This window comes from Flavobacterium ajazii (assembly GCF_010614725.1).
GTDB classification, from domain to species: Bacteria; Bacteroidota; Bacteroidia; order Flavobacteriales; family Flavobacteriaceae; genus Flavobacterium; species Flavobacterium ajazii.
The window spans coordinates 318,926-332,746 of sequence record NZ_JAAEHL010000006.1 but is presented as its reverse complement, the minus strand read 5'-3'; the positions used below and the strand labels follow the sequence as shown (position 1 = coordinate 332,746).

General features: G+C 34.2%; 18 protein-coding genes. All 18 read left to right on the top strand.

Annotation, left to right across the window (positions count from 1 at the left end):
* Positions 1–11: 11 nt before the first annotated feature.
* Entirely contained in the window at positions 12–416 is a 405-nt protein-coding gene (locus GWR14_RS13335; RefSeq protein ID WP_163409571.1) for a hypothetical protein, read from the top strand.
* Positions 416–1,414, top strand: coding sequence for a BtrH N-terminal domain-containing protein (locus GWR14_RS13330; protein WP_163409569.1), 999 nt, complete (start codon positions 416–418; stop codon positions 1,412–1,414). The genes GWR14_RS13335 and GWR14_RS13330 overlap by 1 nt, the downstream gene beginning before the upstream one ends.
* 60 nt (positions 1,415–1,474) lie before the next feature.
* Positions 1,475–2,173 carry an ABC transporter ATP-binding protein gene (locus tag GWR14_RS13325; RefSeq protein ID WP_163409567.1) on the top strand — a complete coding sequence of 233 codons (699 nt, stop codon included), beginning with the start codon at positions 1,475–1,477 and terminating at the stop codon, positions 2,171–2,173.
* Positions 2,163–3,446 carry an ABC transporter permease gene (locus tag GWR14_RS13320; protein WP_163409565.1) on the top strand — a complete coding sequence of 428 codons (1,284 nt, stop codon included), beginning with the start codon at positions 2,163–2,165 and terminating at the stop codon, positions 3,444–3,446. Before GWR14_RS13325 ends, GWR14_RS13320 begins: the two co-directional genes overlap by 11 nt.
* The gene (locus GWR14_RS13315) at positions 3,421–3,870 is read left to right on the top strand and encodes an acyl-CoA thioesterase (RefSeq protein ID WP_163409563.1); all 450 of its coding nucleotides are present in this window, start codon (positions 3,421–3,423) and stop codon (positions 3,868–3,870) included. Before GWR14_RS13320 ends, GWR14_RS13315 begins: the two co-directional genes overlap by 26 nt.
* 166 nt (positions 3,871–4,036) lie before the next feature.
* Positions 4,037–5,176, top strand: coding sequence for a beta-ketoacyl synthase N-terminal-like domain-containing protein (locus GWR14_RS13310; RefSeq protein ID WP_163409561.1), 1,140 nt, complete (start codon positions 4,037–4,039; stop codon positions 5,174–5,176).
* An 83-nt stretch (positions 5,177–5,259) separates the two neighbouring features.
* Positions 5,260–5,751: a phosphoribosylaminoimidazolesuccinocarboxamide synthase gene (locus GWR14_RS13305; protein WP_163409559.1), complete on the top strand. Its 492-nt coding sequence runs from the start codon at positions 5,260–5,262 to the stop codon at positions 5,749–5,751.
* A gap of 23 nt (positions 5,752–5,774) precedes the next feature.
* Positions 5,775–6,392, top strand: coding sequence for a beta-ketoacyl-[acyl-carrier-protein] synthase family protein (locus GWR14_RS13300; protein ID WP_163409557.1), 618 nt, complete (start codon positions 5,775–5,777; stop codon positions 6,390–6,392).
* A 2-nt stretch (positions 6,393–6,394) separates the two neighbouring features.
* Complete coding sequence (locus GWR14_RS13295) at positions 6,395–6,652, top strand: phosphopantetheine-binding protein (protein ID WP_111378796.1); 258 nt, start codon at positions 6,395–6,397, stop codon at positions 6,650–6,652.
* A 132-nt stretch (positions 6,653–6,784) separates the two neighbouring features.
* Positions 6,785–7,981 carry a beta-ketoacyl-[acyl-carrier-protein] synthase family protein gene (locus tag GWR14_RS13290; protein WP_163409555.1) on the top strand — a complete coding sequence of 399 codons (1,197 nt, stop codon included), beginning with the start codon at positions 6,785–6,787 and terminating at the stop codon, positions 7,979–7,981.
* Between the two features lies 1 nt (position 7,982).
* On the top strand, positions 7,983–9,044 hold the full coding sequence (locus GWR14_RS13285; protein WP_163409553.1) for a beta-ketoacyl synthase N-terminal-like domain-containing protein: 1,062 nt from the start codon (positions 7,983–7,985) through the stop codon (positions 9,042–9,044).
* Positions 9,041–9,817, top strand: coding sequence for a polysaccharide deacetylase family protein (locus tag GWR14_RS13280; protein WP_163409552.1), 777 nt, complete (start codon positions 9,041–9,043; stop codon positions 9,815–9,817). Before GWR14_RS13285 ends, GWR14_RS13280 begins: the two co-directional genes overlap by 4 nt.
* The gene (locus tag GWR14_RS13275; RefSeq protein WP_163409550.1) at positions 9,807–10,442 is read left to right on the top strand and encodes a LolA family protein; all 636 of its coding nucleotides are present in this window, start codon (positions 9,807–9,809) and stop codon (positions 10,440–10,442) included. The genes GWR14_RS13280 and GWR14_RS13275 overlap by 11 nt, the downstream gene beginning before the upstream one ends.
* The gene (locus GWR14_RS13270; protein WP_163409548.1) at positions 10,408–11,043 is read left to right on the top strand and encodes a hypothetical protein; all 636 of its coding nucleotides are present in this window, start codon (positions 10,408–10,410) and stop codon (positions 11,041–11,043) included. Before GWR14_RS13275 ends, GWR14_RS13270 begins: the two co-directional genes overlap by 35 nt.
* 32 nt (positions 11,044–11,075) lie before the next feature.
* The gene (locus GWR14_RS13265; protein WP_163409546.1) at positions 11,076–11,690 is read left to right on the top strand and encodes a porin family protein; all 615 of its coding nucleotides are present in this window, start codon (positions 11,076–11,078) and stop codon (positions 11,688–11,690) included.
* A gap of 8 nt (positions 11,691–11,698) precedes the next feature.
* Positions 11,699–12,076 carry a hotdog family protein gene (locus GWR14_RS13260; protein WP_163409602.1) on the top strand — a complete coding sequence of 126 codons (378 nt, stop codon included), beginning with the start codon at positions 11,699–11,701 and terminating at the stop codon, positions 12,074–12,076.
* Positions 12,073–12,558, top strand: a complete 486-nt coding sequence (locus GWR14_RS13255) for a hypothetical protein (RefSeq protein WP_163409545.1) — start codon at positions 12,073–12,075, stop codon at positions 12,556–12,558. The genes GWR14_RS13260 and GWR14_RS13255 overlap by 4 nt, the downstream gene beginning before the upstream one ends.
* A gap of 18 nt (positions 12,559–12,576) precedes the next feature.
* On the top strand, positions 12,577–13,755 hold the full coding sequence (locus GWR14_RS13250; RefSeq protein ID WP_163409543.1) for a DUF2062 domain-containing protein: 1,179 nt from the start codon (positions 12,577–12,579) through the stop codon (positions 13,753–13,755).
* The last annotated feature ends 66 nt before the right edge of the window (positions 13,756–13,821 follow it).

The following is a 13,821-nucleotide window of genomic DNA, read 5'->3' as shown; positions in this document are numbered from 1 at the left end:
TTAAGACCGTCATGGAAAAAGAAAATGTACCGCAGCACGATGGAAATTTAAGCAAAAAGAATCTCAAAGAATTGGTTTACGCTACTGACGAAAACGGCAATTATACAACCGCTTTGAGTACAGGCTGGGAACCAAAAGCCATAGCGCTTTCAAACGCGATTGACGACATAAAAGAACGCGCCGAAGAAGCCAGAATAAAAGTTCAAAATGGTGAAGTAAGTCCGATTTGCTATTTTATGGAACTCAACAAAATGGATCTTTCGATTCTTGCCGACTATGTTGACATGTGGAAATGGCGTGTAAAAAGACATTTTAAACCATCCGTTTTTGCCAAATTAAGCGACAAAACTTTACAAAAATATGCCGACGCTTTTGATATTTCAATTGCCGAACTCAAAAACAGTATTTCAAAATAATGCAAGTTACTTTTACACATCACCAATCTGCTCATTGTGAAAACGGAGTAGCTTCAAATCTCTTAAAAAACAGCGGACTCAACATCAGCGAACCAATGGTTTTCGGAATTGGTTCGGGACTATTCTTCGTGTATCTGCCTTTTTTAAAAGTCAATCATGCACCGGCCATCAGCTACAGAACTTTGCCTGGACAAATTTTCAATAAAGTAGCGAATCGGTTAAACCTAAAAATAAAAAGACAAAAATTTTCTTCTGTTGCTAATGCAAATAAAGCTTTAGAAGAAAATCTAAAAAACAATATTCCAACCGGATTACAAGTGGGAGTGTATCATTTGAGTTATTTTCCTGATGAATACCGCTTTCATTTCAACGCTCACAATTTAGTCGTTTACGGAAAAACCGAAACTGATTATCTGATCAGCGATCCGGTAATGGAAACGGTTACGACTTTAACGCATGAGGAAATGGACAAAGTACGTTTTGCAAAAGGTGCTTTTGCACCAAGAGGCCAAATGTATTATCCAATTCAAATTCCAAAAGATGTTGATTTAAAAAGTGCCATTATCAAAGGAATAAAAAATACCTGTCGCGATATGCTGGCACCAATGCCAATTGTAGGCGTTCGCGGAATCAAAATGGTTTCTCGTCGAATTCGAAAATGGCCTAAGAAACATGGAGTAAGAAAAGCCAATCACTATCTGGCACAAATGGTTCGTATGCAGGAAGAAATTGGCACCGGAGGCGGTGGTTTCCGTTTTATTTATGCCGCATTTTTGCAGGAAGCATCGGTGATTCTGAATAATGAAGAACTAAAATACCTTTCAAAAGAAATGACTCAAATTGGCGATTCATGGCGTGATTTTGCTGTTGAAGCTTCCCGAATTTACAAAAACCGAAGTGCCAAAGAAGATGCCTACAACGCCATTGCCGATGAACTTTTAGACATCGCCAATCGTGAAGAAATCTTTTTCAAAAAACTAAAAAAAGCCATCAGCTAATATATTTTGCAGCCCATTATAAAAATAGAATCCCTTTCGAAAAAGTACAAAGAAGCAGAAATGTTTTCTTTGAACAACGTTTCGCTAAATATAAACGAATGTCAAATTTTTGGTTTATTGGGACCAAACGGTGCCGGAAAAACAACTTTGATTTCCATGCTCTGCGGATTAATAAAACCTACTTCGGGGCATTTTACAATTGACGGTTTAGACTATCAGCATCATGCTTCAAAAATTAAAAAAATCATAGGCGTTGTGCCTCAGGAATATGCTTTGTACCCTACTTTGACTGCCAGGGAAAATCTGCAATATTTTGGAAGTATGTACGGTTTGAAAGGTGCTGATTTAAAAGACAAAGTAATTGAAGCTTTGGATCTTTTAGGTTTATTAAAATTTGCCGACAAACAGGTTCAGACTTTTTCTGGCGGAATGAAACGCCGTGTGAATCTGATTGCCGGAATCCTGCACAATCCGAAAGTTTTGTTTTTGGATGAACCAACAGTTGGTGTCGATGTACATTCTAAAACTGCTATTATTGATTATTTAAAAGTACTGAATCAAAACGGAACGACGATTATTTATACCTCGCATCATTTGGCTGAAGCCGAAGATTTCTGTACGCAAATCGCAATTTTAGATCAGGGACAGATTTATGCGCAAAATACTCCGTCAGCATTGATTGAAGCTACAAAAGAGGCCCGAAATCTAGAAGATGTTTTTATTTCATTAACCGGTAAAGCATTGAGAGATGATATATAAAATCTGGGTGTCGGTAGTAAAGGAATTTCTTTTGCTAAAAAGAGATTTAGGCGGACTGATTATTTTATTTGTCATGCCTTTAGTTTTGGTAATTGCCGTAACCTTAATTCAGGACAGCACTTTTAAAGCAGTAACCAATTCTAAAATCCAGATTCTTTTGGTCGATAAAGACAAAGGATCTGTTTCGAAGACCGTTTTTGAAAATTTAGAAAAAAGCAACTATTTTACCGTTGTAACACAAATTGACAATAAACCGATTACCGAAGAAATTGCCAAAGAAAATGTGTACAAAGGAAAATTCCAGCTGGCGATTGTAATTCCGGAAAATCTAAGTTCTGATTTACAGGCTAAAGTCGAGCAGAATGTAGAAAAAATCGTCAGCAATTTAGGTCTAACTGACAGTACTTCAACCTCAGAACCTCAGCGTGTCATTAAAGAAAAAGAAGTAAAACTGTATTTTGATCCGGCGGTTCAGATGAGTTTCAAAAATGCGGTGATGAGCTCGATTGACAAAATGATTTCGCAGATTGAAACCAAATCGATTTATTCGACTTTTCAAAAACAATTAGGAGAAGAAACAATCAATTTTGAGCAAAAAAGCTTCATTACTTTCAAAGAAATAATTCCGAAAATTAACAACAAAGAAGTACTTCCAAATTCGGTTCAGCATAACGTTCCGGCGTGGACACTTTTTGCGATCTTTTTTATTGTGATTCCGTTATCCATCAATATTGTAAAAGAAAAAACACAGGGAACTTTTGTTCGGTTAAGAACCAATCCGGTTTCAAATCTGGTGGTCATTATTGGCAAAACCATCACCTACTCGATTATTTGTATGATTCAGTTTTATATGATGGTTGCCGTTGCGGTGTTTTTATTCCCCTCAATCGGATTGCCTTCTTTAAATATTGAAGGTCATTTTTTATTGACAAGCGTTGTGGCATTATTTTCAGGTTTTTCTGCGGTAGGCTTCGGAATTTTATTAGGAACTGTCGCCAGTACTCAGGAACAATCTGCTCCTTTTGGTGCTACAAGTGTGATTATTTTAGCAGCAATTGGAGGCGTCTGGGTTCCGGTTTTTGCCATGCCAAAAATCATGCAGTATATCGCAAAATCTTCTCCTATGAACTGGGGATTAGAGGCATTCTATGATGTTTTATTACGTAACGTTTCTTTCGTCGAAATCATTCCAAGAATAAGTTTATTATTTTTGTTTTTCATTATTACCACTTCCATTGCCTTATTTTATGACAAAAAGAAAAGAACAGTATAACGAAGCCATAAACCTGACCGTTTCTCACGAAATCAGAATTCGTTTTAACGAAACTGATCCGCTTGGAATTGTTTGGCATGGCAATTATATTACGTATTTCGAAGATGGACGCGAAGCTTTTGGACGTCAACACGGACTTACATATCTGGATATTGCCGCCACTGGTTATACAACGCCAATAGTAAAATCGACCTGCGAACATAAATTGTCTTTGCGTTATGGAGATGTGGTTACGATTGAAACAACAGTTGTAGAAACACCAGCCGCAAAAATGATTTACCGTTTTAAAATTATTGATGATAAAGGCGAAATTGCCTGCACAGGAGAAACTGTTCAGGTTTTTTTAGATAAAGACGGAAATTTAATGCTAACAAATCCTCCTTTTTATGAGGAATGGAAACGAAAAGTTGGGTTATTAAAATAAAACACAGATTACACGAATTTTCACAAATTTTAAAAATAAAACATCTGTGTAAATCTGCCTAAATCTGCAAAATCTGCGTGAAACCACTTTTGAAGATGAAGCTTTTAAATAAAAAACATACCTACAAGGTTTTAAAAACCTTGCAGGAGAAATTGAGATTCATAAAATGATAAGAGAAATATACATTACAGAAACGAATTGCATCACTCCTTTAGGTTTTGATGTTGAATCTAATATCAGCGCCATTCTTCGGGGTGATTCCGGAATTCAGCTTCATAACGATGTTTCTTTAATGCCCAATGCATTTTATGCTTCGATTATCAGCGATGAAAAAATAAACAGTGCTTTTGCAAAAATCAGCACTGAAACAAAATATTCCCGTTTAGAAAAAATGATGATTCTGGCTTTAGAACCCATTATCAAAAATTCTAGAGTAGCGTTAAATTCAAAAACCGCTTTTATACTTTCTACCACAAAAGGAAATGTAACGGCTTTGGCAAATGATTCTGAAGAAAGTTTCAACAACGCACATTTAGATGTTTTGGCTAAAAATGTTGCCAATTTCTTCGGCTTTCAAACACAGTCAATTGTAGTTTCAAATGCCTGCGTTTCCGGAATTTTGGCAGTTTCTGTTGCCAAAAGAATGATTCAATCTGAACTTTACGACAATATTTTTGTTGTAGCCGGTGACGAAGTTTCAGAATTTGTTTTGTCTGGTTTTAATGCTTTTCAGGCGATGAGCGAACTGCCTTGCAAACCGTATTCTAAAAACAGAACCGGAGTAAGTTTAGGCGAAGCAACAGCAGCCGTTTTAGTTTCGGAGGAAGCCAAAAATGCTAAAATAAAAATAATTGGCGACAGTTCTATAAACGATGCAAATCATATTTCCGGACCTTCAAGAACGGGCGAAGGTTTGTTTAGAAGTATTCAAAATGCTTTAAAAGAAGCTCAAATTGAAGCAAACAAATTAGATTATATTTCAGCACACGGAACGGCAACGCCTTATAACGACGAAATGGAAGCTATTGCCTTAAATCGTTTAGATTTACAAAACGTTCCTGTAAATAGTTTAAAAGGATTTTACGGTCATACCTTAGGCGCTTCGGGATTATTGGAAACGGTAATTGCTATAGAATCTGCCAATCAAAATATACTTTTTGAATCAAAAGGTTTTGATGAAATTGGCGTAAGCGAGGCTGTAAATGTTATTGAGAAAAATGAAGAAACTGCTATTACGTATTTTTTAAAAACGGCTTCTGGATTTGGAGGATGTAATACTGCGGTTGTTTTTGAAAAGATAAAATAATTTGAACTGTTCGGAAATTCCGAACAATTCAAAAGACCAACTTGTAAGGAAAATTTACAAGTTCAATTACTACATTATAAAATATGGAAAACGAAAAAATATTTAAGACTAAAACTGGATTCTGTCACGTTCTATCAGACAAAATAATTTTGACCAGAGATGGAATAATTGGAAATGTTTCGAAGATAATTGTTGGAAATGGAATAACAAAAATCTTAATTATTTATTCTGGAATTGCAATTTTCTTAGCGTACAATGCTTTTACAAGTTTTCAAAATAAAGAAACTGTTTCTGCACTATTTTTTAGTCTACTTGCAGTTTTCTTAATTTACTCCATTTCAAAAAGTCTCAATAATTCTGCGACACCAATTATTGACAGAAATAAAATTAAAGAAGCAAAATTCATAAATGGAAAAACTGGTTTAACACGTTCAAGATTTGAAATAATGTTTGAAGACGAAAATGGGAAACTGAAAAAACGTTTAATTATGCTTCCTGGCTCTTTAAGTGATGGATCAAATGAAACTGAAAAAGCACTGGAAATAATGAAAAGTGAAAGAATAATTACTTTATAATTTTTCTCTTCAGAATAGATAAAATGACTCAAAACAAAACCAACATACAATCCTACATCAAAATCGAAAACAACGAAATTGTTCTCAACGGAACTTCTGTTTTCAAAACGGAACCAACCGATTTTGCCGATTTCTCTAAACAAACGTATCGTAATTTTGAAATGCAGTACCCAAAGTTTTTCAAAATGGACGCTTTGAGCAAACTGGCTTTTTTAGGTTCAGAATTGCTTTTGAGTCCGATAACTTCTAAGGAAGAAGAAAATAATATCGCTTTAGTTCTGGCGAATAAATCGTCGAGTTTAGATACCGATGTTAAATATCAGGAATCTATTTCAGACAAAGAAAACTATTTTCCGAGTCCGGCGGTTTTCGTTTATACGCTGCCAAATATTTGTTTGGGCGAAATAAGTATTCGCCATCAGCTTAAAAGTGAAAATTCTTTCTTTATATTTGATGCCTTTAACACCGAGTTTATGTCCAATTATTCGAATATTCTTCTGAATACGAATAAAGCCGATGTGGTTTTGTGCGGTTGGGTAGAATATTTTAACGACAATTATAAAGCTTTTTTATGTACAATTAGTACAGAAGAAAATGCAAAATATACAAACGAAACTATCAATACATTATACAATAAATAATCATGGAAGCATTAAAAGAAGAATTAAAAAATAAAATCATAACGACTTTAAACCTTGAAGATATTGCAGTAGAAGATATTGCTGATAACGATCCTTTGTTTGGAGACGGTTTAGGTTTAGACTCGATTGATGCACTTGAATTGATCGTGATTTTAGATAAAGATTACGGTATTAAATTAGTGGACCCGAAAGAAGGAAAATCTATTTTCCAGTCAATCGAAACGATGGCAGCTTATATTAGCGCTAACAGAACTAAATAAGACTGCTTAGACTGGCTTAGATTTTTAGACTTCTTAGACAAAAAACTGTCTTAATTTAGAAATCTTAAAAACTAAGCAAGTCTAAAAATCTAAGAAATCTAAGTAAGTCTAAAAATCTAAGAAGTCTAAAAAATGAAAGGTGTCGCAATAACCGGAATGGGAATTATTTCTGCGATTGGTAATTCAGTTGAGGAAAATTATGTTTCCTTGACCGAAAACAAAATCGGTATTTCCCGTATTCAAAATATCCCAACGGTTCATGCCGATGTGATCAAAGTTGGCGAAATCAAAAAAACCAATGAAGAACTGGTTGCCGAATTACAGCTTTCTGAAAATAATAATTTTTCAAGAACCGCTATGATTGGCACTCTGGCAGCAAAACAAGCTGTTGAAAATGCCGGAATTACATCAATCAACGAATTCAGAACCGGACTTATTTCGGCTACCAGTGTAGGCGGAATGGACATGACCGAAAGACATTATTACGATTATTTCGAAAAACCGGAATTGGTAAAGTATATCACCTGTCATGATGGAGGCGATGTTGCTGAAAAAATTGCCGAAGAGTTAGGTTTAAAAGGAATGGTTACGACTATTTCTACAGCTTGTTCGTCTGCAGCCAATTCGATTATGTTAGGCGCGAGATTAATAAAAACAGGAAAACTAGATCGCGTAATTGTTGGCGGAGCCGATGCTTTGGCAAAATTCACCATCAACGGATTTAAGACTCTGATGATTTTATCAGACGATTATAACAAGCCTTTTGACAATACCCGAAAAGGATTAAATCTTGGAGAAGCCGCCGCATTTTTGGTTTTAGAATCGGATGAAATTATAAAAAAGCAAAACAAAAAAGTGCTGGCAAGAGTTTCAGGTTACGGAAATGCAAACGATGCTTATCACCAAACGGCTTCTTCAGAAAATGGAGACGGCGCTTATCTGGCAATGAAAAAAGCATTTGAAATTTCAGGTTTAAAACCTTCTGAAATTGATTACATCAACGTTCACGGAACTGCAACGCCAAACAACGATTTATCTGAAGGAAGAGCTTTAAAAAGAATTTACGAAGACGAAAAAGTTCCGGATTTCAGTTCTACAAAACCTTTTACGGGACATACTTTAGCGGCTGCGGCTGCGATTGAAGCCGTTTATAGTGTTTTGGCAATTCAGAATAATGTGGTTTATCCAAATTTGAATTTTGAAATTCCGATGGAGGAATTTGATTTGAAACCGCAGACTACTTTAAAAAACAAAAATATCGAACACGTTTTATCCAACTCTTTTGGTTTTGGAGGAAACTGTTCCACTCTTATATTTTCAAAAAGCTAAAATGAAAAAAACATATATAAATGGAGTAGGCTGTATTTCGACTCAAAAAACATTTGATACTGTTTTTTTGGAAGAAGCTGTTGTAAATCATGACGAAAATGTACTGGCAATTGTTCCGCCAGCATATAAAGAATATATTTCGCCAGCTGCCAGCCGACGCATGGCAAAAGGTGTAAAAAACGGAATCGTGGCTTCGGCATTAGCTATGAAAGATGCTAATGTGGAAAACGTCGATGCAATTATCACAGGAACCGGTTTAGGATGTATTGAAGATTCTGAAAAATTCCTAAAGAGCATTTTAGATAATAACGAAGAGTTTTTAACTCCGACTTCTTTTATCCAATCTACACATAATACCGTTGGTTCGCAAATTGCACTTTTACAGCAATGCAAAGGCTATAATTTTACGTATGTAAACGGAGCTGTTTCTTTTGAATCGGCTTTAATAGATGCAAAAATGCAGATTGAAGAAGACGAAGCCAATTCAATTTTAGTGGGTGGCGTTGATGAAAATGGAGAATATACCACTTCGCTTTTCAAATTAAACGGTCGTATTAAAGCAGATAATAATGCTCCTTACGATGTTTTAAATTCTACAACGAGTGGTGCTGTTTATGGAGAAGGCGCCAGTTTTTTTGTTTTAGAAAACGAAAGAAAAGAAAACACTTATGCTGAAATTTTAGACGTTTCAATCATTAATACATTGGAAGAAAACGAAATTGAAGCGGCAGCAAAGTCTTTTCTAAAATCTAATAATTTAGAAATTTCAGATATCGATGCTTTTGTTTTAGGCTATGACGGGAATGCAGCTTTCGAAAATTATTATAAAAATATTGCTGAAAATGCTTTCGCGAAAACACCTCAGCTGTACTACAAACATTTGAGCGGCGAATACGATACGGCTTCGGCTTTTGCTTTTTGGATGGCTGCCAAAATTTTGAAAACTCAGGAAATTCCTGAAATCCTAAAAGTAAATGCTGTCGAAAAACCAGATTACAAAACGATTTTATTATACAATCAATTAAACGGAAAAAACCATAGTTTTACGCTGCTGTCAAAATGATAACGCACAAAAACATATCGCTGTTTTTTATCTTTTTATTGCTTTTATTGTTTCTTCTGAATCTTTACATCGCAATCCATTTTCTATGGTTTGTTGTTATAATTCTACTTTGGATCGGAATAAATGCTTTTGGCTCTTCTAGAATTTCTTCTAATTATCATGTAAAAGCATTTTGCAGTAATCCTTTAGAAACTGAGAAAAAAATTGTGCTTACTTTTGATGATGGTCCAGGCATTTACACTTTAGAGGTTTTAAATCTTCTGAAAAAATATAATGCCAAAGCGACTTTTTTCTGTATTGGAAAAAACATTGAAACGCATCCTGAAATTCTTCAGAAAGTGATTGAAGAAGGTCATTTAGTTGGAAATCATTCGTACTCGCATTCTAAGTTTTTTGATTTTTATGATGCTAAAAAAATAACCGAAGAACTTCAGAAAACAGATGCGCTTCTGGAAAAATTCACTTCAAAAAAAATCAACTTTTTTCGTCCGCCTTATGGAGTTACAACACCATCGATTGGAAGAGCATTAAAAATTACTGGACACAAAACTATAGGTTGGAATATTCGTTCGCTTGACGGCGGAACAAAAAATCAGGAACTGATTTTAAACCGAATTAAAAAACGGGTTTCTCCGGGCGGAATTGTACTTTTGCATGATACTGCGCCACATTCAGTTTTAGTGTTGGAACAGTTTTTGCAATTTTTACAGCAAAATAATTATCAGGTCGTTTCAATTGAAGAACTTTTGAACCTTAAAGCTTATGAAAACTAAATTATATATTTTTCTTTTTTTCCTGAACATTAACATTTTTTCGATGTTCGCCCAGGAACAAAAAATGACAGCTGCAGAAATTACTCAGTTTAAAGAAGACGTAAATATTGTATCAAAAAAAATCAAAACCTTAAGTACTGATTTCATCCAATACAAACACTTGGATTTTTTGTCGAAAGACATTGAAACATCCGGAAAAATGTTTTTTAAAGAACCTGCGTTATTGTCCTGGCAATACAAAAAACCATACAATTACAGCATCGTTTTCAAAAACGGAAAAATCCTGATTAATGACGAAGGAAAGAAAAGCGCCGTTGATATTGGCAACAGCAAAATCTTTGCACGAATCAATAAATTAATTGTCGGAAGCGTAAGCGGAAATATGTTTGATGATAAGGAATTTACTATTTCATATTTTAAATTAAAAGGTCAAAACTTAGCGAAATTCATTCCCAAAGATGCGACGCTGAAAAAATACATCAAACAAATCGAACTGACTTTCGACAAAGAAGAAGCAACCGTAGTTCAGGTAAAATTATTAGAATCATCTGAAGATTATACCCGAATTGTACTTAAAAATAAAGTGATCAATGCAAAAATCGACGATTCAGTTTTTACTAATTAATTGCTTTCTGGCATTTTTTTTGGTTTCATGTGGTTCAGTCACCAAAAATTATACGCCCAAAAAATTAGACAAAACCTCAATAGAAGTTCCTTACTTTTCTGATTCAAAAACAGATTATGTGTATAAAACCAACATTATAGTTTACGGTCACGAAATGTCCGGGATTTTCATCGCAAAAAAAATAAATGACAGTACACATCGTGTGGTTTTTACAACCGAATTTGGAAATAAATTAATGGATTTTGAAATTTCAGAAAACGATTTTAAAGTCAATTCAATAGTTTCTGAACTCGACCGAAAAATCCTGATCAAAACTTTGGAAGAAGATTTTCGTCTGCTCCTTAAAAAAAAATATTTGATTCAGGAACAATTTGAAAACGAGCAAAACAACATTTATAAATCGGCAGACGGGAAACGGGACAACTATCTTTTCTTCTCCAAAAAAGATCAAAAATTAGAAAAAGTAGTACGTTCTTCTAAAACAAAAGATAAAATAACAATTACTTTTACTTTAGAAAACGATATTTTTGCTAAAAAAGTCGTCATTTTACATCAAAACATAAAATTAAAAATTGAGTTAAATTATTTTAAATCAGAGTAAAAGTCAATTAATCTTAAAATCCAGAATAACAAATGAAAAAAGTAACCTTAATTGCATTCGTTTTATTTATAGGCCTTATCACATCACAAGCACAAGTAAAAGTAAGTCCGGGACTTCGAGGCGGTCTGAATCTTTCAACACTGTCTAATATCGAAGGTAATAGTTACAATTCTAATTTTTATATTGGTGGATTGGCAAGTATAAAATTCAATAAATATTTCACATTACAACCTGAACTAAGTTATTCCAAACAAGGAACCGACGCCGTTTATTTTGATTATGATAATAACGGAAATTATCAAACATTTGATACTACTTATGATTTAGATTATGTTTCATTGGATGTTGTCGCAAAATTTCATTTTGGAGGAGGTGGTTTTCATCTTCTGGGGGGACCATTTTTTGATTTAAAAACAAATGACAATTTTAACTACTCAAGTGATTTAGTTGATTTTGATATGGGAATCGTTGCTGGTGTTGGTTATACTTTACCTAATGGCCTTACTTTTGAAGCAAGATTAAAACAAGGTTTTATAGATATATATGGATTTGAAGGTATAGACGACTATAATGAAAATGGTAATTATGATGAAGTTATTTTAAATAACGTTTTTCAATTCGGAGTGAGTTATACTTTTAAAATGTAAAAATGAATATGGTTTTAAAAGACTTTTACAAAATACTTTCGGAAGAAAAAATATCAGATTCTAAACTTAATATTACGATTTTGATCAATGAAAAACATGAAGTTTTCAAAGGTCATTTTCCGGGAAATCCAATTATGCCGGGTGTTTGCATGATTCAGATTATTAAAGAACTGACGGAGAAAATCACACAGCAGACTTTAATGATCCAGACACTTTCAAATGTAAAATTTATGGCGCTCATAAACCCTGAAAACACTCCGGAATTGCGTCTGGAACTTGATATTACAGTAACTGAAGATAATTTGGTTAAAGTAAAAAACACAACTTATTTTAACGACACTGTTGCTTTGAAACTGAGCAATGTGTATAAAAAGACGGATATATGAAACTGTTAGTAACTTTGCTTTTGTGGATCAATTTTGCAGGCAATCCGGATTTGGCTGCTATTCGAAAAATGTATGCGGATGTGTCAAAATCTGAAAATAAGGCCAAAGAATTTTCAGAGAAACTGGCGGGTGTTTCTGCGAATGATGATAAAATTTTAGTGGCCTACAAAGCTGCATCAATTTTATTAGATTCGAAGTTTGAAAAAAAACTAGGCGAAAAAATTGAACGTTTTAAAGAAGGTGCAAAATTACTTGAAGCCACAATAAAAAGTGATCCGGGTAATATCGAAATGAGAATGATCAGGCTGAGCATTCAGGAAGATGTTCCGGGTATTACGGGCTACAAGAAAAATATTAAAGAAGACAAAAAGTTTCTGACCGAACATTATGCAGCACAAAACAGTGCTTTAAAAGAATACCTAAAAGATTTTATTTTACAGTCTAAAAGTTTCTCTGAAAAGGAGAGACAATTTGTGAAGTAAGCGAAAGCAAAACTCCAGATGAAACCTATTTTATCGCAGCACGATCTGCTTCATTCTACTTCTTTCTGTGTTATTGTCCCAACATACAATAACCGGAAAACGCTAAAAAAAGTACTGGATTCTGTTTTAGATTTCACTCCAAATATTATTGTCGTTAATGATGGTTCGACTGATGAAACTTTCGACATTTTAAAACAATATTCGCAGCTTACACAAATTCATCATCCTAAAAATTTAGGAAAAGGACGAGCGCTTAGAAACGGTTTTCGAAAAGCAATCGAAATGAAATTCGAATATGCCATTACAATCGATTCTGACGGACAGCATTTTGCCTCAGATATTCCTAATTTTATTGACGAAATTCAAAAAGAACCAAATTCGTTGTTGATTGGAAGTCGAAATATGACACAGGAAAATGTGCCGAAGAAAAGCAGTTTTGGTAACAAATTCTCGAACTTCTGGTTTAAGTTTGAAACCGGAATCAAACTTGATGATACACAATCCGGTTTCAGATTGTATCCTTTGCAATTGCTTCCAAAACAATTTTTTACCAATAAATTTGAGTTTGAAATTGAAGTTATTGTACGTGCTGCGTGGAAAGGAATTATAGTAAAAAACATTCCGATACAGGTTTTGTATGATCCTGCAGAACGTGTTTCGCATTTTCGTCCGTTTCGTGATTTTACCCGAATCAGTATTCTGAATACCGTTTTAGTGACGAATGCTTTACTCTATATTAAACCGAGGGATTTTTTCAGAAGAGCAAAAAAAAAAGGTTTTAAAAAATTCTTTCTCGAGGATATTTTAGAAAGCAAGGATTCTAATTTTAAAAAAGCTGCCGCAATTGCATTAGGAATTTTTATCGGGCTTTCTCCTTTCTGGGGTTTTCAGACTATTTTGCTTTTTACTTTTGCAGCTTTATTCAGGCTCAACAAAGTCATTGCTTATCTGACTTCAAACGTGAGTTTCCCCCCTTTTATTCCTTTTATTATTTATGCTTCACTTCAGGTAGGAAGTATTTTCGTTTCCGGCGAAACACCCTTAATTTTGGATAGTTCAATCACACTCGACGATATTCAAAAAAATGCTACACAATATATCGTAGGAAGTCTTATTTTAGCATCCGTTTCTGCACTAACCATTGGTTTAATTAGTTATTTGCTTTTAACTGCTTTCGCCAGAAAACGTACAGAATAAAATTCTATGTCAATTAGCCACGGATTAAAAATAAATTCGTGAATTTGTGGCTGAAAAAATTTAATC